A 17464-nucleotide genomic window follows, 5' to 3' on the forward strand; every position below is an offset into this window, starting at 1 on the left:
CCTTTAAACATCACGATATAACCCAACAACTTTGCCGACCAACTTGCAACCTTCTCGGAGAGGTATGATCTTTTCATGCCATTTAGGGTTTAGGGGTTCTAAATACATACCGTTGCTTTCTACAATCAATTTCTTGAAAGTTGCTTCTGTTTCCCCGTCGCATGCAACGATAACCAAATCACCTGTTTTTAAATCACTTATTTGAAAGTCAGGATTTACATAAATTTTATCACTTGGTCTAAAGTCAGGAGACATTGATTCCCCAACTACAATTAAACCGTAACCGTTTTTTCCACATTTAGGGTTTGGTGGTAACCATTCCTTAAATTCAGTACCCATTGGAACAGAATCGGCAGTAGTCCAAGTTCCTGCTTGTACCCAAGAAATAACTGGTACTAAACGACCTGCTATTGGAAATGGTTTAGTTACATTTTTGTCAAGTGAATCACTTCCTTTACCACTTAACAGGTAATCAGAAGTAACCCCTAAAATTTGAGCTAATGCCATCAAACTATCATGCTTAGGTAAGTTTTCATCCTTTTCCCAATAAATTACTGATGTTTTTGAAACACCAATTGCATCAGCAACTTGTTGTTGAGTTAGCTTTTTAGACTTCCTCAGATTTTTTAAACGAGTACCTAAAGTTTCCATAGTTCTATGCCAGTTCCGTTCGTAAGAAATCTTACCATTTGATAAGGTAAGTTTTATGTGTTTAAATAAAGGTAAGTAAAGTTACTTTTATTGGTGAAATGTATGACCAAAACAGAAGCATTGGCCTTGTTGGAGTGCAGTATTACTGAGCTAGCCTATAAGTTAAGTATTAGTACACAAGCAATTAGTCAGTGGCCTGAAGAAAAAATCCCATTAGCTCGTGAATACCAGATTCGTGATTTGGTAGAAGGAAATGAGCCTTTGAAAAATAAATTTACTGCTGGCTAAGGATTTCAATATGAGCCTTGAAAAAGAAGATCTTCGTTTGAAGATGCTCCCTGACATGATGGAGCGTTTGAGATTGATCTCGGATGTCCGAGGTAAAGATTATGCGCATCAAGCTGTGGTCCTCTTAGAAAAAGCCATTATGGGTGAATATCATGAGGTTAGCTTAATGCTTGAAAGAGCTGAAAAAAATAGGAAGAAAAGGGAGCGTTTAGGATTACTAGGGAAGATCGGGGTAAACCCAGAATCCCAAATTCTAGAAATTAAAAAAGCCTGATGGTCGAGATCAGGCTTCTAGGCATTCAATTGAGGTGGATCAAATGAACACAAACAATTTATCAGAACAACCAATCGAACTCAACTCACCTGATTTTTTAATAGGTGACGTTGTAGTGCTTACTAAAGAGTGCCGTACTTTCAAATCAAATGATTTGTTTGAAGTTAAAAATAAAACTTTGACTAGGTTGTGGACTATCAAATCGGAGAATCATTTGATTCTGGTTTCATCAAAAGAAATCCGTACAGCAACAGTAGCAGAGCTCAACGCTAAACGCCGCCTAACAAAAGCTGAGCAAGCATTAGCGGAGGTGTCATGAGTACCTTTGAACAACAACGAAAGCATATTCAATCCTGGCATGAACCAGCATTAAGAACTTTGTCTGGTTTGTTGAAAAAACGGAAGGAAAATTTAGCCCGCCAAAACCGTGACGAAAAAAATGCTGCTGTAACACGTGATGAATTCATGCAAGCCCTTTCAGAGCAGCACAGAATGCCTATTTTCCATGCTGGTCAAATCATTTCAAGTTTATATCAAGCTAAACGGATCCGCTATTTGGGTAGCACATTCATTCAGTTGAATGAAGAGGGGGATAAATGAGTCTAGATGCAACAGTTTGGGCTTGGAAAACCCGTCAAAAACAAAAGGTGGGTGGAGCATTAAAACCACTCAAAAAATTAGTCCTTCTTTCACTAGCCGATCGAGCTGGTGAAACACATGAATGCTATCCAAGTATTGCTCGTTTAGTTGATGACACGGAAATGGACCGTAAGACCGTTTTAAAAATCATTGATGAGTTAATTGAAGACGGATTTATTATCGATACTGGTAAGCGCGAAGGTAAAACTAAGCAGGTAAAAGTCTATCTTTTGATCGGAGTTAAAGGTCGGGAAACAGTACCAACAAAGGTACACTTTGACACTGAAAATGATGATTTAAACAATACCAACAATGGAACAGTTCCAACAACGGAACAGTTCCAACAATTCCATGAAAGAGTCCCAACAATTCCGTTAAACAGTCCCAACGTTGGGACACGGAATCTTTCAAAGAATCTATCAGAAGAATCTAAAAATAAAAAAACATGGTTGAGTTTGAAAAAACTTCGTGAAGAAATTCTTTTGGCAACTGATCAGGAAACTTACGAGCAGATCAAAAACGCGACTTGGTTCGATCGAGAGTTACGAGCATTTGAACTCTACAACGCCGAGAAGAATCTTTGCGATGAACTCATGAATTACCACTTTGCAGATTGGTTAATCAACGCATGTGGAAAATACCAAGCACGTGAACAATCTAAAAAACCAAATTCTGGAACGCAGGTCCGAGTCCCGCAGGGAGAATCAAATACTCTTAGTTCAAAACAGATTTACTCATTTGCTCAAAAACTTTCTGTACATCCTGAGTTTTCTAGCAAGTATGCCGAAGGTAACGAAAGCTATGAACAACTTGCAGCACGTATCGCAGTAAAACTCGCAGATCCTGAGCAACAACAAAAATGGATGCCTTACCTCATTCAAGTTGGATTTCAACAAGGCAAAGGAGCAGCAGCATGAATAAATTCGAGATTTTAGCGTGGGGGTTACTCATTTCATGTTTTACCTCAGCTATTAGCGGTGCGGTGGTTTTGTGGTGGTTGGCGCGTAAAGAACATGATGAGGTGAAATGATGATTAAGGCTGAAGTTGTTGTTGATGGCGACTGGTTGAAAATTGGTAATCGCAGTATCCGTATGAACCAATATCTTGATTGGGTTGTTCTATTAGACGGGGTAGCAGAAAAACAATTTCGCTTACTTGAAGACGCTATCAAACATTGTTTGGAACAAAAATATGATTGGTCTGTAATTCCTGCACACGTCAACTTTATGGCAACAGATGAGGATGGGATGGCATGTGGTTGGTTGGTTGAGCCTCATATTGTTGGTAATGCATGGCGAAACCAATCTCATCTTTCAGCGTTTTTTAACTTAACGAAACGCCAAAACCCCTTCAGAGGTGATTGGAAAGACTCACTTGAGAAACGTCCTGAATATGTAGAGCCAGTGCTTAAGGATGGTGAAAAATGAGTCATTTTCATGATGTGCAAACTATTCAGGTTGATAAAGACAAGCAGGTTATTCAATTCACACGCAAGCGTGAAATTAGTGAATGTGATCATGGCCATATCCAAATTTCTGAAGAAGACAGTGAAGTTTTATGCACTGACTGCAACACGAAATTAAACCCTGTTTTATGGATTGCCAAATATTTAGACCAATTGAATCAAGTCACCCAACGTAATAACAGAATGCTGGCAGAGGTCCGTGAAATACAGGCAAAGCTTGAAAAGAAAAATAAGTTTATGTGCAAACACTGCCATGAAGTAAACACTATTGATTTTAAGAAGCTTCCTTCACAAGCAGCTGTAGTGCGCGGTATGGCCGTAATTGATCAAGAGTTTGACGGTATGAAAGTGGAGCATAGCCGATGAAGTTAACTAAACAGCAACGTGCTGAGCTAAAACAAAAGTTTGGTGGACATTGCGCTTACTGTGGTGATTTGCTTGGCGATAAATGGCATGCAGACCATATCGAAGCAGTGAGACGAGATTTAATTCATGTTGGTGGCGGTAAGTTAATTACGGGTGAAATGACTAGACCGCAAAACGACACTTTAGAAAACATGAACCCTGCATGTGTTCCTTGCAATACAAACAAGTCGTCTATGCCCTTGGAAGGGTGGCGGAGGATGCTCACACATTATCGTGATGTGCAGTTACTACGCGATAGCACACATGCTCGTCATTTACTTCGTTTCGGTTTGATTGAAATTAAGACAAAACCTGTGACGTTCTTCTTTGAGAATTATAAAGGAGCCAGTCATGAGTGAGTTTGAGGGTAAATCTGGAAAGTGGGCTTGGGAGATTCAAAAAGAACAACAAGCGAATTTAGATGAGCTAAGAAGTTCAATTGAAAACCTAGTTCAAAATTATAAGCACGATGCCCATGCTTCAAGCCTTTTTGGCGATCAAGATAAAGCACGAGTTTATAACTGCTTTGCTAATCAGTTGGAAAATTTGCTGAAAGGTGGTGCTTGATGTCATCAGTCAGCATTGCTGAATACCGCAAGTTATTTCCGATAAAGAAAAATAAAAAGCGGCGTTCAGCAAAGCAAGTTGCCAGACAACCAAGTGTGGGTGAAATGGTTCTGGCAACGCATTTAAGAGCATGCAAGATCGGTTTTGAACAGGAATATAAGTTCCATCCTGAACGCAAATGGAGAGCAGATTTTTTAATAAAGGGTACAAAGATTTTGATTGAGGTAGAAGGCGGGATCTGGAGCGGAGGCCGTCACACAAGAGGCAAGGGCTATTTAGGGGATATGGAGAAATACAACTCCGCAGCAATGATGGGTTTTACAGTTTTACGGTTCAGTACAGAGCAAGTGAAAGCAGGCGTGGCGATTAAACAAATTGAGCAATTGGTAGGTGAAAAATGAGTGCAGTTTTAAAAACCCAACAAATGGATTGGTCTAAATATACTATTGACGGTTGGTTAGAGCAGTTTGGCGCATGGTGTGAAACAGTTAGAATGAAAGGGGGTGATTTGCCAGATGGGCTTCATATCAATCAAATTTACTGGTTGATGCGTGAAGCTGGCAAAGAAGTACAAAAAAGTAAATCTTATATTCGATGTGAGATCAGTGATTATGAGGCGGATCAAATTCAAGCACTTTTACGAAGTCTATTAAATTCTGATAAAACAGATTTTACAACTAAGTTTGCATTAATTTGTTTAATTAAAAATAAGGTTGAAAATAAAGGATTGTTGAAGGTTGCTCAAGAAACAAACCAATCTAAAGCTCAGGTCGCAATTATGGTGAGTTGCGCTAGATTTTATTTATTAGGTCATGATAAAAGATTAAGACAAAATGGAGGTTCAAATGAAAACATACACTGTAAAACTATATGAAGGCGTTAGTCGGGAGAAAGTTAATGAAACTTTGAAATACTACCCTGATTATTTTGGTAAAATATCAATAATTACAAATGTAATTAATAATAAATTGCAATTAACACTAAAAGCATTTGAAGGAATCGACGTTATAACTGCCAATGATCTAATGATTAAAATCGTTGAACGTTTAAAAGCTTCTCAATTAGTAGAAAAGCATAATTTAGACTTGTTGACTGTCTAGACGCTTTATGGCATATTTTTGATATAGTGGACAAAGTTATAAGCGTTGCACCAATTTGTTTTAAAAGCTCACTTAATCGTGGGCTTTTAATTAGGATTTGAAAAAACATGAAATTTATCGTATATTAAACTTACTATATGATGTCTATTTCCATTATAGTGTTTTTCAGTTGAAAAGCTTAGTCCGTACTTTCCCCAAGGTACGGATTTTTTTTATTTTTTGCTATATAGTCCAGGCTGGTAAAAATGAATATCTGTGTTGGTGGTGAATTAGATGGGCAAGTGATCGAAAAAGAAGGCAGATTACTTAAGGCTTCTGACATTGATCCATCATTCAAAACTGAGTACTACAAGCAAGTTTTTAACCGTGACAACATTAATTATCATTTTTGGCTACCAATAGGGTCCAACTTGCATGAAATGTCAAAGCGAGTTTTGGATATTTTGAGAGCATCAAAAAATTAAGCTTAAAGTATATTGTAAATACATCTTCTAACTTGTATGATATGTCACAAATACTGCGCTGAAAGTTTTTTGTTTTTTGACCCGTTTCTTTTTAGAAGCGGGTTTTTTAATTTTTCTTTATGTATTTAAATTAGATGAAAGTATATGTTGCTTTTATTAGGTAGCTTATTGTTTACTTCGCATTAAAATTATTCTTTCTAAGAAGTTAATAAAATGAAAAATTATTTAATAGGGTTAGTTATTACTTTGGGTATTAGTGGATGTGTATCTATACCGTCCATAGACTTTTCGCAGCAAAAAGTTGAAAGGTTTAATCCAGTTAAAAATTGGATTAGTGTTGATACCGCTCCAGTCAAGGATATGCCAAATGGCAAAGAAATCTTTAAATTGAAAGGGGGAAGTGAAGTTTATGTATTCTGGTACCAAGATGAATGGGCGTTATTAAATCCAAATATGGATAGACAACAATGGATTGATACTAAATATTTGTGCAGTTTTGCTGGTTGTTATACTCCACCAGTCACCTATAGATATTCAAAAGGGAGTTTTGATAACAGGCAGCCTGTTTACTCAACTCCTCAAAGAGAATCAAAAGGCTATAATAATACTAGAACTAGAAGTTCTGCTACTACACGGACTCCAAGAAGTTATAGTAAAACGACTAATAACTCTTGTTACTGCACATCTGGAACTTATTGTGTTGGGCCTAGAGGTGGACATTACTGCCTTAATAGCACAGGTTCAAAAAGATATCTTCCACGATAAACTGTATAAGCTTTAAGAAGCTCTGCTAAATATCGATTATTGGCGGGGCTATTTAATTGTTAAGTATTTCTGTAAGATCTGAGTGTTGCTTTAAACAACAATAAACCTTAATGATCAGCGCAAAAGTCATAAGGGGAAAGCCTACTTGAAAGAGTAGGCTTTTTTTATGAGAAATCATTCAAGTTCAAGTTGATTGTCATCCTTAGTAACTTTTATTTTTAATTTTTTGTATTTGCGTTTGTTTGGATCTAAAGCGGAGTTTGATACTTCATCGGCAAATTTAGGATTCTGCATTAATTTGTAATAGGTTTTATACCCAATACGAATTCTAGTTGGTGGGCAGTCAGTTCTTTTTGAGTAATATTCAATCTGCGAATTTAATTCGTCTAAAAGTGTTTGGTGTTCCATTGTGTTATTGATTTTGGCAGTTAGGTAAACTAAGGATACTGTAATTTACAAAATCAAGCAGAAGTAATTGATACACATTGTGTTTATTGGTTGTAATGGTTAGTGCATTAATAAGATTAAATGTGACTTATTTAACAAAAAAAAGTGTTGAGTGAAATTTAATCAAAATGTCACATGGCTGGTTTAAATTATATTTATAAAAATAAAAATGATAGAAGATTGCAACGGACAATAACTATGCAAGCATGATTCTCAAACGATTGAATTAAGCTGACTCTAACAAGTTGGCTTTTTTTTAGCTATCGATTTTTAAATGTGCTAGCCGGGAAATACGGCAAAGCCTCACTATTGATTAGTGGGGGCTTTTTCTTTTTGTGTTAAGCTGATCTCCATAATTTTATGGATTAGTACAATGTTTATTTGCGTTGATGGTGAGCTCAATGGGCAAGTGATAGAAAAAAGGGGTGTTAAGAACAAAGATGTGTATAAATATTAGTAAATTATAAAATTATTAAATAAATTCAAATATTTAAATTAAAAATAAGTGATAAAACTTTAACAATATTTACGTACGTGATGAATTTAGTAACTCAAATAAACATTATTTTAGACGGATAATTATAAAAAACGGAGTACAAATGTCATGAATAAGAATGTAGAGCTAATAAATTACATTGATGTAGCTGAGACAGTTTACGAACGGGTATATGAAAATAATAAAATTTCAAATAATTTGATTGTTAATCTAAATCGCATTATGGCTGAGATAAAGAATCAAGCTGCAGAAAAAAGACTCAAATTGAAGTACAGCTCAATAGACTTTGAACATTGTTTAAGTTTGCCTTTAGCTGATCGCAAAATAAAAGTAGATTTAAGCCTTATACCTCATTTTGAAGATCGTGAAGAAAGTATTTTGTGGTTAACTAACTTTATTGGAAAAATTTGTGTGCCCAGAAAGATGCAAAGACAGAAAAAAAATCTTCATTAAGTACCTGTGAATTTTAGATGAACCGCCCTTAAAGCGGTTTTTTATTGCTAGTAGAATATTTAAGGTATCTTTTCTAATAGGCACATACTATTGAAGTGTATTTTATTTATTTTTTAGATTGAAAAGATTGCTATTTAAGTAATTTAAATATAAAAATCTTTATTGATTGAGAGTAGTTGTTATACAGGATATTTATAAGGATTTTAAAATGACAATTATCACATTGCTCGATGTTAAGACGAAGAAGAAGGTGATAGTTCGGTCCGTAATAGACCCAATAGCAAGAATAGACAAAAAAGGGAATATACAAATTATTCAAATTCATAAATGGCTATATGATGAATCTGGAGATTTCGTTGATGAAGACTTATATGAGGCACTCAACAATGGAGAAGTTGGAATATACATAACTTTGCAGTATATGATCATTAATATTGAAAATTAATTATTTTTTATTTTTAGTCAGTTTGAGTTCTTACTCTCTAGAGCCTAATGGTTACTACACATAAGACCTTATTAAGTATTACCTATTGATGGGCACATATTCTTTATAACTCTTGATAAGTAAAAAAATTATGTAGGCTAAAAATAAAACTATTTAAAAAGAAATCTTTATCTATTTAAATATGAATATTTGATATTTTTAATTCAATCCCTATTGCTAGTGCTTAAATATTATGCCAATATGAAGTTGGAGATATTTCCGAATAGATATTTCCTATTTCAGGTCTAAGCGTTTTTTTTCGCTAAGCCCATTTCTGAATAAAAATAGGAAGTGGGCTTTTTTATTTTTAAATATTTCAGTATTATCAGTGTGTTGCTTTAAGTAACACTAAACCTTATTGATCAGCGCAAATATCAAAAAAAGGGGGAGCTTGCCTACTAGGCAAGCTTTTTAAATTGATAATTTAAACACAATAATCCATTTTAAAGCTCAATAGAAAAATCAAACTTCCCTAGCTTTTATTCGTACTAATTTATTGAATATAATCGTTTTTATAATTTTTAAAATTTCCTTAAACTAAAAATGGAAAATTTCTTGTTGCAACATTGTTATAATAGGATTACCTTAAGAAAAATACTTTATAAAAATGAGGAGCTGCTGAAATGCCACAGTATCTCATGTTTGCGGAAAATATTTATAACAAAATTAAAGATGAGGAATTGTTTTCACATGACTGTATTGAAAATATGAACTTACTTATGACATGTATACGCAGAGAAATTGAGGGAACAGAATTTAAATTAAAATATAATTTTATTGATTTTGTTGAATTGTTCAGTAGACCATTAGATGAATGTAAAGTAAAAATAGATGTGAGTTTGATTCCTCCTCATAATTCAGAAGGTGAGTATATTTTATGGTTAGCTGGATTAATCGAAAAAATTACAGAAGGTGGACCTAAACCACCTCCGCCTATAAAGAAGTTTATTCCAGAGTATATGAGCTTGAAATTTGAATTAGATTTTTTACCCTTAAATGAGGAAAAAATTCAAAACGAAGGTAAAGAAATTACGGATTACTTTAATTCAAAGCTTTATAAGGCAACTTTTAAGAAGTAATACTATATTGCCTGTGAGTTTAGCCACCGCCTTAGGGCGGTTTTTTTTGGGTGAGAATAATGGATTCTACAGAATACTTTTGGCTTACTCGGAAAAAAGAACCTAAAACTAAACCTAAAAGCCGGCCATTGCCTAAGGCGAAGCAAAAATATCTCGAGGCTGAGGCAACACTTAAGGAAGAGCTTGAGGATTTGGCGATTGGATTTGAAAGTAAGTTTCAGCCGATCCATACCAAACACTGGCGCTTTGATTTTCATATAGTGAAATTGCGTTTGCTCATTGAAATTGAGGGTGGTCCCTGGTCTGGTGGGCGTGGTGGAAAGCTGTCAAATAAAGCATGGAGTCTTGATCGATATGATCATGCTGAAGAGATGGGTTACAAAATAGAGCGCTTTCATCCAGATTCTATTTTGTCGGGATATGTCATCAACTGGATAAAAAGTGAATTAGCGAGAATTGAAGATGGAGCAAATAAGACCATTTCCACCGACTGATTTTATTGATCAAGCTGAAGAAGAGGAAGCAATTCGTTTAATACCTGCATCAGATTTAAAAAAATGGGTTATTGCAAATTACTTAACGATTGGCGGACCTCTTCACAACCCGGATCATGACCATATTGCAGAGCTACTTCACGACAATGAAGAATTTTTAGCATTTGCATGGGCTTCTTCTGCATATAAAAGCAAGCAAGCTATGGTATTAGGCCAGTGCGAGAAAGTAATGTTTAACGTCGGTGGTTGGCGTAAAGCAAGACAAGAGCAACAGATGCGCGACTGGTTTGGTTTTGTACCAACATATTTAATAACGGTCGATGCATCTTTCTGTGAGCGTGCAAACGATACAGAGTTCTGTTACTTGCTTGAACATGAGCTTTACCACATTGGAGTGATGAGAGACGAGGACGGCGAAATCATTTATAGCGATAGTACAGGGCTGCCTAAGCATTACTTAGCTGGTCATGATGTAGAAGAATTTGTTGGCGTGGTTAAACGGTGGGGGCCAAGTAAGAATGTTAAGCGACTTATTGAAGTCGCAAAAAATCCTCCGTTTGTTTCGAATCTTGATATTTCAAAATGCTGCGGAAACTGCGTAATCAACTGAGCCGAATGGCTCTTTTTTTTGCCTTCTTTGCTAGACGTAGCTAGACAAAGGTGGGGGTATGGCTGCACTTAAAGAACAGGTAAAAATATTTATTGTTCAAGCGCTTGCCTGCATGGATACCCCTCAACAGGTAGCTAATGCTGTCAAGCAAGAATTTAACATTGAGATTGATCGAAAACAGGTACAACTTTATGACCCGACAAAAGCGGCAGGAAAGAATTTAAGTAAGAAATATAAAGACCTTTTTCATAAAACCCGAGAGGACTTTAAAAAGAATGTTTATGACATCCCTTTAGCTAATAAAGCCTATCGGCTTAAAGAACTTCAGAAGATTTATGAAGACTGGAAGAACAACAGGCTTATGAAGCAAGGGGTTATTAAACAGGTTCGGGAAGAAATGCAGGGTTATGACCTGATGTTATTAAATCTTGAGTTAAAGCAACTTGAGATTGAAAAGTTAAGAGAGGGTGAAGGTGATGAAGATCCAACACCAGTCAAGGTAACTATTCAAGTTGTGGATGCGAGTAAAAAAGATGCCGAACATCAATCCGACACTGAATGTACCTCAGGCTAATTTTTTGCAGATGGAAAAGAAGTTCCGCGCATTTGTCGCTGGCTTTGGATCGGGAAAGACTTGGGTTGGATGCTCCAGTTTATGCAACAAAGCTTGGGAATTCCCTAAAGTACCTTTGGGTTATTTTGCTCCAACTTACCCGCAGATTCGCGACATTTTCTTTCCAACTATTGAAGAGGTTGCTTTCGATTGGGGGCTTAAAACTAAGGTTTATGAAACCAATAAAGAGGTGGATATCTATTATGGTCGGCAATATCGAACGACAATCATTTGCCGGTCTATGGAGAAACCAGCAACAATTGTAGGTTTTAAAATTGGCCACGCCTTGATTGATGAACTTGATGTTATGGCCAAGGTCAAAGCTCAACAGGCTTGGCGTAAGATCATCGCGCGTATGCGTTATAAGCAAGCTGGTTTGCTCAACGGTATTGATGTGGCCACTACACCTGAAGGTTTTAAGTTTACATACGAGCAATTTGTTAAAGAGGCAAATAAATCAGAGGCTAAGCGTAAGCTGTATGGAATGATTCAAGCTTCAACTTATGACAATGAGGCTAATCTTCCAGATGACTATATATCATCACTTTATGAGTCTTATCCGCCGCAGTTAATTTCAGCTTATCTAAGAGGGCAGTTTGTCAATTTAACCAGTGGTGCTGTTTACCCCGACTTTGATCGAGTTCTAAACCACACGGATGAAGAAATTAAGAAAGGTGAGCCTTTACTCATTGGTATGGATTTTAACGTGCTTAAAATGGCTGCTGTGGTTTATGTCATTCGAGAAGGGAAGCCAAGAGCTTTAGATGAACTGGTTGGCGTTAGAGATACTCCGACGATGTGTCAATTGATTAATGAGCGCTTTCCAGATCACGATATTACCGTGATTCCAGATGCTTCAGGTCAGGCAACATCTTCAAAGAACTTCAGTGAATCAGATCATGCAATCTTAAAGAAAAATGGATTCAAAGTTGAAGTGAATGGTGTGAATCCCGGAATTAAAGATCGTATTACTGCTGTTAATGCACAAATCCTAAATGCTGAGGGTGAACGACATTTAAAAGTGAATACAAACAAGTGCCCTAACTTTACGGCTACTTTAGAACAGCAAGTCTATGATGATTTTGGAATGCCTGATAAAAGTGCTGGTTTGGACCATGTGGGTGATGCTGGCGGTTATCCAATAGCTAAGCGGTTCCCAATCATTATTCAGAAAGTCTTTAAACAGCGCAAAATCGCTGGTTTTTCTCATTAAACAACGCACCTTTAATGGTGCTTTTTTATTGGTGTTTTTATGGCAGTTACTGATAAACATCCGCAGTATATTGCTGCACAAAAAAGCTGGTTGATTATGCGTGATGCCGTTGCCGGTGAAGAGCAGATCAAACAGGCACAAACAAAGTACTTGGCTAAATCGGCTGGCATGATTGAAGCTGAAAAGCAGGGAGATACAGCTGGAGAGATTTACAAAGCTTATTTAAGCCGTGCTCAGTATCCGTTATGGGTTCAAGATTCTCTCCGCACGATGATTGGTTTGGTTTCAAAGTTAGATCCAAATATTGTGATTGAAAGCACTTTGCTGCAAGGGCTTATCACGAATGCAACCAATGACGGATTTGGTCTTAAACAGCTCTTTATCCGAATTTGCTTAGAATTATTGGAATATGGTCGCTGTGGATTGCTGGTTGATGTCGATGCTAAAGGCGTGCCTTACTTCGCGCTTTACGATGCTTTATCCATTATTAACTGGAAAGAAAACAGTATAGGTGGCCGCAAAGATCTAAAACTATTAGTGCTTGAGGAGCAATTTGATAATAGTGAAGATGAATTTGGCCATAACACAAAGACAGTTCATCGTGTTTTATCTATGACAGACGGCGCTTTATCAGTTCGATTATTTGATGGTTCTACTGAAGAAGATAAAACACCTGATCTAGGCGGTAATCTGCTTTCTTTTACGCCATTCGTTTTTTGCGGTACCACTGACAATTCGCCAGATGTTGGAACGGTCCCGCTTTTGACAATGGCTAAAGCTGCTTTGAAGTATTACCAGCTTAGTGCGGACTATTTTCAGTCACTTCACCATACAGCGCACCCGCAACCATGGATTAACGGTATTGATGATGAAGATCCCGATCTTAGCGTTACAGGTGTAATGGCTGTCTGGAGCCTGCCCAAAGATTCGCAATGTGGTTATTTGGAAATTTCAGGTAATGGTATTGAACTCACAAAGCATGAAATGGATGCACAAAAAAACGCAGCTCTTGAAGCTGGAGCAAAGGTGATTGATACCAATTCACAAGAGTCAGGTGAAGCACGACGTGCGCGTCAGGATGACCAACAAGCAAGCCTACATAGCATTGTCACTTGTGCTGCTGCGGCTATTGAGCAGGCTATCAAATATGCTGCTCAATGGTTAAAGCTAGACCCATCTAAATACTCTTTTACGGTTGATCCTGAATTTATTGTTCAGCAATACGATATCAATCTTGCTAAGCAACTATATGAAGGCGCCATAGCTGGAAAGAATTCGTTCCAGACGTATTGGGAATATATCGCTACTGGTAAGCTGCCAGCTCATGATTTTCAGGAAGAGTTGAAGCGTGTTGAAAGTGAGCGCGATAGTATGCCGCTTTAGGAGTAATAAATGGCCTCAGAAGATAAATCACTGCTCGAGGTATTAACTCAACATCAAGCATATTTGTTCCGGGCATCGTCTCAATCAGTTAAGGAATTACTAACAATCTTTAATGATGAGTCAGCTTTAATGCTGGCAAAGCTTCGGGATTTGTTGGATGAGTTAAATGATTCTGAGAAAGCAGCTCTTGCAGCGGGTCTTTACACAACGGCCAACCTCAAGGAGATACGAGATTTAATATCCGGCTGGCATACAAGTCTAAATTCTTCATTGCCTGAAGCTTTTGCAGTTTCAGCAACTGCAATGGCTGTATATGAGGCTAATTACACAGCTAAGTTATACGGCGGCAAGATTAAGAAACCTAACGGTGAAAAGCTATATACAGCAGCTAAAAAAGTACCCTTAGTAGGTGGAGCATTAGTTGATGATCTTCTTTCCAATATTGCTGAGACTGCACGCCAAAAAGTTGAATATGCTATTCGGGAAGGCATTAACTCAGGTAAAACTAATCAGGAAATTGTTCAGCGTATTCGTGGTACCAAACGGCTTAATTATGAGGATGGGCTTTTAAGTGGCTCAAAGTCTGATATTGACCGTACCGTGAGAACAGTTCGCAGCCATGTGGCCAATCAAGCATATCTAAATAGCTTTAACCAGATTGGTTTTGAATATGTAAGACTGGTAGCTACATTAGACGGAAGAACATCTAAACTGTGTGCTTCACTTGATGGTGCGGTTTGGGAGATTAACGATCCAGCAAAACGGGTACCGCCGTTACATCCTAACTGCCGGAGCATTTTGGTACCAGTCGAAAAAGATGGTCTGCTTGTTGGCGAACGGCCATTTGTAATGGACGAACGCCGAGTTAAAGACATTCCAAAAGATGAGCGGAGCCAATTAATAGGGCAGCTAGATGCCAACACTACATTTAAAGAGTTCTTCAAAAAGACAGATGACTTCTTCCAAAAAGAGTGGCTAGGGCCAAAGCGTTATAAGCTCTATAAAGAGGGAAGGTTTGATTTTGATAAGTTCTTCGATCCTGAAGGGCGTTTGTATAGCTTAGATGAGTTAAGAAAGTTGGATGAAAAATCTTTTAAAGAGTTGGGTCTGTAATTTTTTCTTATGTTATATTTTTTAAAACATCAGAATTTATACAATATGAAAACAATAGCTTTTATATCTCTTACTCTCATCTCAATCACATGTTTAGCTGAACCAAGTGAAAAATATCTTAAAGAATATGATCGATTGTCTGAAGCTTTAGAGTCAGCAATGGCAAATGCATATTCTTTTGATCCTACAACTGGCCAAGTAAAACAGGCTGCTCAAGATTTAGAAGCTAAAAATAATTTGTGTAGAGCGACTCAGGCGAAACTAAACCTAACCACTTTTTTAAAAGACAATTTAGAGGAATCTAAAGAGCTCTATAAATCTTTAGATGGTGCAGAAGCTCTAGATCAAAATTATCTTAGTGGACAACAGCAGGAACAACAAACTCTCGTTTCAAATTTGAAAAAAGACCTTGTTGGAACAGGGTTTAAATGTGAGTAATTATTGCCGATGACAGGTAATCCTAAACTCACTTAAGACACAATTTTCACCTATATAAGCGCCCAAACGGCGCTTTTCTCATTTATGGAGTTTGGCCTATGAGTGAATCAAAAGTTAGACATTTAGTTCTTAAAAGAGTTTCAGATAGATCTTCTCATCTCGCCCTTTGTGACGAGGAAACAGGTATTCCATTAGCTGGATTAACCTCTGTAAAGATGAATTGTGGTGTTTTTGAGGGTCCAGCGACTATCACAGCAACATTTGATGTAGGTGGTCCTCAAGGAATCCGCTTGGTTGGTGACGAACCTAGACAAAGGGTTTGGGGCGCAAAGGAAACGTAGCTAAAGGTACTGCAAATGACTGAAAAGCAAATCAATATGTCAGATGCTCAATATATTCTGAGCACAAAATTAATTCTGGTGCCTTTTCTTCAAATTAAGATTTCAAGAGCCATGGCAATTTATGGTTTTACTTTTGAAAGATTAAAAGCAATCGCACTCATCACTTAGAACTTAATTTTTAACCTTAGCACTTTCGGGTGCTTTTTTTGTGAGTATTAAAATGAGCAAGAAACTATTAACAGCATCTATGGTTGCATACATTGGTACTAAGTCAGTTTTAGCAACGCCCATGACGCGTGGTGAATACAATGAATACCAAGGGTGGCAAATCCCTGAAAATGAAGACCCAAGTGATCCTGGTTATTTAATCGAATACAAAGATGGTGGCAAGGCTAATCATCCAGATCATGAAGGTTATATTTCTTGGTCGCCAAAAGATGTTTTTGAGCATTCATATCAACTAGATGGTTTTCAAAATTGTGTAATGGGCCGTGAAATTCATAAAGATGATAATGGAGTAACAGTTACCCATAACGAAACTGTTAAAACCCGTGATGGTGAACAGTCTCTTGAAACCGGTCATTTCTATGACATCGTAACTGGAGATTCACTTACTCCAATTCAATTTCAACTTGGTCCAGTTAAGGAAGTTGGAGTAAATGGCATCACGAATGAAGCATTACTTGCGATAGTTTTACATCGTTTACGTGTTCTGAATGAAAAATTTCCTTGCCGTGAAAATTCGCTTGCTATTACTAATATTGAGCAAGGTCAAATGTGGCTTGAGCAACGAACTCGTAATCGACAAAAACGTGGTGTAGAAGGCTACAACATTGCATAAATAACTCATTGAAATAGAGCGTCCTTAGGGGCGCTTTTTTATTGCCTGAAGCTAAGCAGAAGGTTCAACAATTAAACCCGCTAAGCGGTATCTCTAGGAGATTTTAATATGCCAGACGAAATCAAAGTTGATTTGGAAAATCCTGAAATTAAAGCAGCTATTCAAGCAGCCGTTGATGAAGCTGTTAAAGGTCTTAAAGATAAGAATGCAGAACTTATCAAAGATAAAAAAGAGTTGAAAGATGAACTAGGTTCATTGAAATCAAAGGTTGACGGGTTGGATCTGGATGCAATCAAGGTCTTGCTTGATAAATCAAATCAGGATGAAGAATCCAAACTTATTGCTGAAGGCAAAATTGAAGAAGTTATTCAGAAACGTACCGAGAAAATGCGTGAAGAGCATGAAAAGCTTCTTAAGGCCGAGAAAGAGCGAGCTGACAAAGCAGAGACCTATGCAAATAAATTCCGTCAGTCCGTAATTCAAGGTCAGATCGTTCAGGCAGCCGTTGAAATGGGTGCCTTGAGTGAAGCAACAGCAGATATCGCATTTTTAGCTCAATCACAGTTCTCATTAGATGAAAACGGCAAGGCTGTTGCAATCGATGCAAATGGTGAAGTGGTGATTGGTAAAGATGGTTCTAACCCTGTTACTCCTAAGGAGTGGGTAGAAGGCTTACGCGAGAACAAACCTTACTTCTGGCCTAAAGCAAATGGTTCTGGTTCGCCTGGTTCAGGAACTTCAATTAAGAAATGGTCTGACTATACAGAAGTTGAGCGAGCGGCTTTAGCTCGTGAAAACCCAACAGCTTTCCAACAATTATTGCAAACAAAAGGTAAATAA

Annotated in this window: 31 protein-coding genes; 29 read left to right on the forward strand and 2 right to left on the reverse strand. The window is 37.2% G+C overall.

Translation table 11 applies throughout. The annotated features are described in order from the left end of the window. Positions 1–3 precede the first annotated feature (3 nt). Positions 4–651: a LexA family protein gene (locus ACO6UW_RS06400; RefSeq protein WP_071224762.1), complete on the reverse strand. Its 648-nt coding sequence runs from the start codon at positions 649–651 to the stop codon at positions 4–6. A gap of 102 nt (positions 652–753) precedes the next feature. Between ACO6UW_RS06400 and ACO6UW_RS06405 the strand changes: the two genes are divergently transcribed. The 15 genes from ACO6UW_RS06405 (at position 754) to ACO6UW_RS06475 (ending at position 6619) form a co-directional block, all read left to right on the forward strand. Next, positions 754–939: a Cro/CI family transcriptional regulator gene (locus tag ACO6UW_RS06405; RefSeq protein ID WP_071224763.1), complete on the forward strand. Its 186-nt coding sequence runs from the start codon at positions 754–756 to the stop codon at positions 937–939. 10 nt (positions 940–949) lie between these two features. After that, positions 950–1213 (forward strand): hypothetical protein, encoded by a 264-nt coding sequence (locus ACO6UW_RS06410; RefSeq protein ID WP_348891959.1) that lies wholly within the window; start codon positions 950–952, stop codon positions 1211–1213. A 43-nt stretch (positions 1214–1256) separates the two neighbouring features. Beyond that, on the forward strand, positions 1257–1532 hold the full coding sequence (locus tag ACO6UW_RS06415; protein ID WP_001095599.1) for a hypothetical protein: 276 nt from the start codon (positions 1257–1259) through the stop codon (positions 1530–1532). Continuing rightward, positions 1529–1813, forward strand: coding sequence for a hypothetical protein (locus ACO6UW_RS06420; protein ID WP_348891958.1), 285 nt, complete (start codon positions 1529–1531; stop codon positions 1811–1813). Before ACO6UW_RS06415 ends, ACO6UW_RS06420 begins: the two co-directional genes overlap by 4 nt. Next, entirely contained in the window at positions 1810–2769 is a 960-nt protein-coding gene (locus tag ACO6UW_RS06425) for a helix-turn-helix domain-containing protein (protein ID WP_163070397.1), read from the forward strand. The genes ACO6UW_RS06420 and ACO6UW_RS06425 overlap by 4 nt, the downstream gene beginning before the upstream one ends. After that, positions 2766–2882 (forward strand): putative phage replication protein, encoded by a 117-nt coding sequence (locus tag ACO6UW_RS06430; protein WP_238983925.1) that lies wholly within the window; start codon positions 2766–2768, stop codon positions 2880–2882. Before ACO6UW_RS06425 ends, ACO6UW_RS06430 begins: the two co-directional genes overlap by 4 nt. Then, positions 2879–3280 (forward strand): hypothetical protein, encoded by a 402-nt coding sequence (locus ACO6UW_RS06435; protein WP_000972783.1) that lies wholly within the window; start codon positions 2879–2881, stop codon positions 3278–3280. The genes ACO6UW_RS06430 and ACO6UW_RS06435 overlap by 4 nt, the downstream gene beginning before the upstream one ends. Further along, on the forward strand, positions 3277–3684 hold the full coding sequence (locus ACO6UW_RS06440; RefSeq protein WP_032050715.1) for a hypothetical protein: 408 nt from the start codon (positions 3277–3279) through the stop codon (positions 3682–3684). The genes ACO6UW_RS06435 and ACO6UW_RS06440 overlap by 4 nt, the downstream gene beginning before the upstream one ends. After that, positions 3681–4082 (forward strand): HNH endonuclease, encoded by a 402-nt coding sequence (locus ACO6UW_RS06445; RefSeq protein WP_348891957.1) that lies wholly within the window; start codon positions 3681–3683, stop codon positions 4080–4082. The genes ACO6UW_RS06440 and ACO6UW_RS06445 overlap by 4 nt, the downstream gene beginning before the upstream one ends. Then, positions 4075–4290 (forward strand): hypothetical protein, encoded by a 216-nt coding sequence (locus ACO6UW_RS06450; protein WP_169025026.1) that lies wholly within the window; start codon positions 4075–4077, stop codon positions 4288–4290. Before ACO6UW_RS06445 ends, ACO6UW_RS06450 begins: the two co-directional genes overlap by 8 nt. Beyond that, a complete protein-coding gene (locus tag ACO6UW_RS06455; protein ID WP_002118340.1) occupies positions 4290–4691 on the forward strand; it encodes a DUF559 domain-containing protein in 402 nt (133 codons plus the stop codon). Before ACO6UW_RS06450 ends, ACO6UW_RS06455 begins: the two co-directional genes overlap by 1 nt. Continuing rightward, entirely contained in the window at positions 4688–5164 is a 477-nt protein-coding gene (locus tag ACO6UW_RS06460; protein WP_001277128.1) for a hypothetical protein, read from the forward strand. The genes ACO6UW_RS06455 and ACO6UW_RS06460 overlap by 4 nt, the downstream gene beginning before the upstream one ends. Continuing rightward, positions 5136–5390: a hypothetical protein gene (locus ACO6UW_RS06465; RefSeq protein ID WP_000861102.1), complete on the forward strand. Its 255-nt coding sequence runs from the start codon at positions 5136–5138 to the stop codon at positions 5388–5390. The genes ACO6UW_RS06460 and ACO6UW_RS06465 overlap by 29 nt, the downstream gene beginning before the upstream one ends. A gap of 245 nt (positions 5391–5635) precedes the next feature. Continuing rightward, entirely contained in the window at positions 5636–5854 is a 219-nt protein-coding gene (locus ACO6UW_RS06470) for a hypothetical protein (RefSeq protein WP_001017713.1), read from the forward strand. A gap of 213 nt (positions 5855–6067) precedes the next feature. Continuing rightward, positions 6068–6619 (forward strand): hypothetical protein, encoded by a 552-nt coding sequence (locus ACO6UW_RS06475; protein WP_001984397.1) that lies wholly within the window; start codon positions 6068–6070, stop codon positions 6617–6619. Positions 6620–6793: 174 nt separating this feature from the next. On the opposite strand, the gene ACO6UW_RS06480 is transcribed toward ACO6UW_RS06475, so the two are convergent. Beyond that, on the reverse strand, positions 6794–7027 hold the full coding sequence (locus ACO6UW_RS06480) for a hypothetical protein (RefSeq protein WP_000401164.1): 234 nt from the start codon (positions 7025–7027) through the stop codon (positions 6794–6796). A gap of 643 nt (positions 7028–7670) precedes the next feature. Here ACO6UW_RS06480 and ACO6UW_RS06485 point away from each other — a divergent pair. The 14 genes from ACO6UW_RS06485 (at position 7671) to ACO6UW_RS06550 (ending at position 17464) form a co-directional block, all read left to right on the forward strand. Next, a complete protein-coding gene (locus tag ACO6UW_RS06485; RefSeq protein WP_002118344.1) occupies positions 7671–8015 on the forward strand; it encodes a hypothetical protein in 345 nt (114 codons plus the stop codon). Positions 8016–8223: 208 nt separating this feature from the next. Further along, positions 8224–8460, forward strand: a complete 237-nt coding sequence (locus ACO6UW_RS06490; RefSeq protein WP_000152665.1) for a hypothetical protein — start codon at positions 8224–8226, stop codon at positions 8458–8460. 662 nt (positions 8461–9122) lie between these two features. Then, complete coding sequence (locus ACO6UW_RS06495; RefSeq protein WP_001136775.1) at positions 9123–9578, forward strand: hypothetical protein; 456 nt, start codon at positions 9123–9125, stop codon at positions 9576–9578. Between the two features lie 59 nt (positions 9579–9637). Next, positions 9638–10072 (forward strand): hypothetical protein, encoded by a 435-nt coding sequence (locus tag ACO6UW_RS06500; RefSeq protein ID WP_002121499.1) that lies wholly within the window; start codon positions 9638–9640, stop codon positions 10070–10072. Next, a complete protein-coding gene (locus ACO6UW_RS06505; RefSeq protein ID WP_002121497.1) occupies positions 10041–10682 on the forward strand; it encodes a putative metallopeptidase in 642 nt (213 codons plus the stop codon). Before ACO6UW_RS06500 ends, ACO6UW_RS06505 begins: the two co-directional genes overlap by 32 nt. 58 nt (positions 10683–10740) lie before the next feature. Continuing rightward, positions 10741–11256 (forward strand): DUF2280 domain-containing protein, encoded by a 516-nt coding sequence (locus tag ACO6UW_RS06510; protein ID WP_000729387.1) that lies wholly within the window; start codon positions 10741–10743, stop codon positions 11254–11256. Beyond that, a complete protein-coding gene (locus ACO6UW_RS06515) occupies positions 11216–12508 on the forward strand; it encodes a terminase large subunit domain-containing protein (RefSeq protein WP_005802767.1) in 1293 nt (430 codons plus the stop codon). The genes ACO6UW_RS06510 and ACO6UW_RS06515 overlap by 41 nt, the downstream gene beginning before the upstream one ends. Before the next feature lie 39 nt (positions 12509–12547). Next, entirely contained in the window at positions 12548–13891 is a 1344-nt protein-coding gene (locus ACO6UW_RS06520) for a DUF4055 domain-containing protein (protein ID WP_005802765.1), read from the forward strand. 9 nt (positions 13892–13900) lie between these two features. Then, the gene (locus ACO6UW_RS06525) at positions 13901–15004 is read left to right on the forward strand and encodes a minor capsid protein (RefSeq protein ID WP_005802763.1); all 1104 of its coding nucleotides are present in this window, start codon (positions 13901–13903) and stop codon (positions 15002–15004) included. A gap of 9 nt (positions 15005–15013) precedes the next feature. Continuing rightward, positions 15014–15442 (forward strand): hypothetical protein, encoded by a 429-nt coding sequence (locus tag ACO6UW_RS06530; RefSeq protein ID WP_000965230.1) that lies wholly within the window; start codon positions 15014–15016, stop codon positions 15440–15442. A gap of 98 nt (positions 15443–15540) precedes the next feature. Continuing rightward, on the forward strand, positions 15541–15783 hold the full coding sequence (locus ACO6UW_RS06535) for a hypothetical protein (RefSeq protein ID WP_005802761.1): 243 nt from the start codon (positions 15541–15543) through the stop codon (positions 15781–15783). 15 nt (positions 15784–15798) lie between these two features. Next, the gene (locus tag ACO6UW_RS06540) at positions 15799–15951 is read left to right on the forward strand and encodes a hypothetical protein (protein WP_005802759.1); all 153 of its coding nucleotides are present in this window, start codon (positions 15799–15801) and stop codon (positions 15949–15951) included. 121 nt (positions 15952–16072) lie between these two features. After that, the gene (locus ACO6UW_RS06545) at positions 16073–16624 is read left to right on the forward strand and encodes a hypothetical protein (protein WP_019767894.1); all 552 of its coding nucleotides are present in this window, start codon (positions 16073–16075) and stop codon (positions 16622–16624) included. 108 nt (positions 16625–16732) lie between these two features. Then, positions 16733–17464: a hypothetical protein gene (locus ACO6UW_RS06550; protein ID WP_005802756.1), complete on the forward strand. Its 732-nt coding sequence runs from the start codon at positions 16733–16735 to the stop codon at positions 17462–17464.

It is taken from the genome of Acinetobacter sp. JADD-222 (assembly GCF_049310645.1).

Bases quoted from the DNA above. Each gene is read 5' to 3' on its own strand.
- ACO6UW_RS06400 (WP_071224762.1), bottom strand. From the start codon at position 651: ATGGAAACTTTAGGTACTCGTTTAAAAAATCTGAGGAAGTCTAAAAAG.
- ACO6UW_RS06405 (WP_071224763.1), top strand. From the start codon at position 754: ATGACCAAAACAGAAGCATTGGCCTTGTTGGAGTGCAGTATTACTGAG.
- ACO6UW_RS06410 (WP_348891959.1), top strand. From the start codon at position 950: ATGAGCCTTGAAAAAGAAGATCTTCGTTTGAAGATGCTCCCTGACATG.
- ACO6UW_RS06415 (WP_001095599.1), top strand. From the start codon at position 1,257: ATGAACACAAACAATTTATCAGAACAACCAATCGAACTCAACTCACCT.
- ACO6UW_RS06420 (WP_348891958.1), top strand. From the start codon at position 1,529: ATGAGTACCTTTGAACAACAACGAAAGCATATTCAATCCTGGCATGAA.
- ACO6UW_RS06425 (WP_163070397.1), top strand. From the start codon at position 1,810: ATGAGTCTAGATGCAACAGTTTGGGCTTGGAAAACCCGTCAAAAACAA.
- ACO6UW_RS06430 (WP_238983925.1), top strand. From the start codon at position 2,766: ATGAATAAATTCGAGATTTTAGCGTGGGGGTTACTCATTTCATGTTTT.
- ACO6UW_RS06435 (WP_000972783.1), top strand. From the start codon at position 2,879: ATGATGATTAAGGCTGAAGTTGTTGTTGATGGCGACTGGTTGAAAATT.
- ACO6UW_RS06440 (WP_032050715.1), top strand. From the start codon at position 3,277: ATGAGTCATTTTCATGATGTGCAAACTATTCAGGTTGATAAAGACAAG.
- ACO6UW_RS06445 (WP_348891957.1), top strand. From the start codon at position 3,681: ATGAAGTTAACTAAACAGCAACGTGCTGAGCTAAAACAAAAGTTTGGT.
- ACO6UW_RS06450 (WP_169025026.1), top strand. From the start codon at position 4,075: ATGAGTGAGTTTGAGGGTAAATCTGGAAAGTGGGCTTGGGAGATTCAA.
- ACO6UW_RS06455 (WP_002118340.1), top strand. From the start codon at position 4,290: ATGTCATCAGTCAGCATTGCTGAATACCGCAAGTTATTTCCGATAAAG.
- ACO6UW_RS06460 (WP_001277128.1), top strand. From the start codon at position 4,688: ATGAGTGCAGTTTTAAAAACCCAACAAATGGATTGGTCTAAATATACT.
- ACO6UW_RS06465 (WP_000861102.1), top strand. From the start codon at position 5,136: ATGAAAACATACACTGTAAAACTATATGAAGGCGTTAGTCGGGAGAAA.
- ACO6UW_RS06470 (WP_001017713.1), top strand. From the start codon at position 5,636: ATGAATATCTGTGTTGGTGGTGAATTAGATGGGCAAGTGATCGAAAAA.
- ACO6UW_RS06475 (WP_001984397.1), top strand. From the start codon at position 6,068: ATGAAAAATTATTTAATAGGGTTAGTTATTACTTTGGGTATTAGTGGA.
- ACO6UW_RS06480 (WP_000401164.1), bottom strand. From the start codon at position 7,027: ATGGAACACCAAACACTTTTAGACGAATTAAATTCGCAGATTGAATAT.
- ACO6UW_RS06485 (WP_002118344.1), top strand. From the start codon at position 7,671: ATGAATAAGAATGTAGAGCTAATAAATTACATTGATGTAGCTGAGACA.
- ACO6UW_RS06490 (WP_000152665.1), top strand. From the start codon at position 8,224: ATGACAATTATCACATTGCTCGATGTTAAGACGAAGAAGAAGGTGATA.
- ACO6UW_RS06495 (WP_001136775.1), top strand. From the start codon at position 9,123: ATGCCACAGTATCTCATGTTTGCGGAAAATATTTATAACAAAATTAAA.
- ACO6UW_RS06500 (WP_002121499.1), top strand. From the start codon at position 9,638: ATGGATTCTACAGAATACTTTTGGCTTACTCGGAAAAAAGAACCTAAA.
- ACO6UW_RS06505 (WP_002121497.1), top strand. From the start codon at position 10,041: ATGGAGCAAATAAGACCATTTCCACCGACTGATTTTATTGATCAAGCT.
- ACO6UW_RS06510 (WP_000729387.1), top strand. From the start codon at position 10,741: ATGGCTGCACTTAAAGAACAGGTAAAAATATTTATTGTTCAAGCGCTT.
- ACO6UW_RS06515 (WP_005802767.1), top strand. From the start codon at position 11,216: ATGCCGAACATCAATCCGACACTGAATGTACCTCAGGCTAATTTTTTG.
- ACO6UW_RS06520 (WP_005802765.1), top strand. From the start codon at position 12,548: ATGGCAGTTACTGATAAACATCCGCAGTATATTGCTGCACAAAAAAGC.
- ACO6UW_RS06525 (WP_005802763.1), top strand. From the start codon at position 13,901: ATGGCCTCAGAAGATAAATCACTGCTCGAGGTATTAACTCAACATCAA.
- ACO6UW_RS06530 (WP_000965230.1), top strand. From the start codon at position 15,014: ATGTTATATTTTTTAAAACATCAGAATTTATACAATATGAAAACAATA.
- ACO6UW_RS06535 (WP_005802761.1), top strand. From the start codon at position 15,541: ATGAGTGAATCAAAAGTTAGACATTTAGTTCTTAAAAGAGTTTCAGAT.
- ACO6UW_RS06540 (WP_005802759.1), top strand. From the start codon at position 15,799: ATGACTGAAAAGCAAATCAATATGTCAGATGCTCAATATATTCTGAGC.
- ACO6UW_RS06545 (WP_019767894.1), top strand. From the start codon at position 16,073: ATGACGCGTGGTGAATACAATGAATACCAAGGGTGGCAAATCCCTGAA.
- ACO6UW_RS06550 (WP_005802756.1), top strand. From the start codon at position 16,733: ATGCCAGACGAAATCAAAGTTGATTTGGAAAATCCTGAAATTAAAGCA.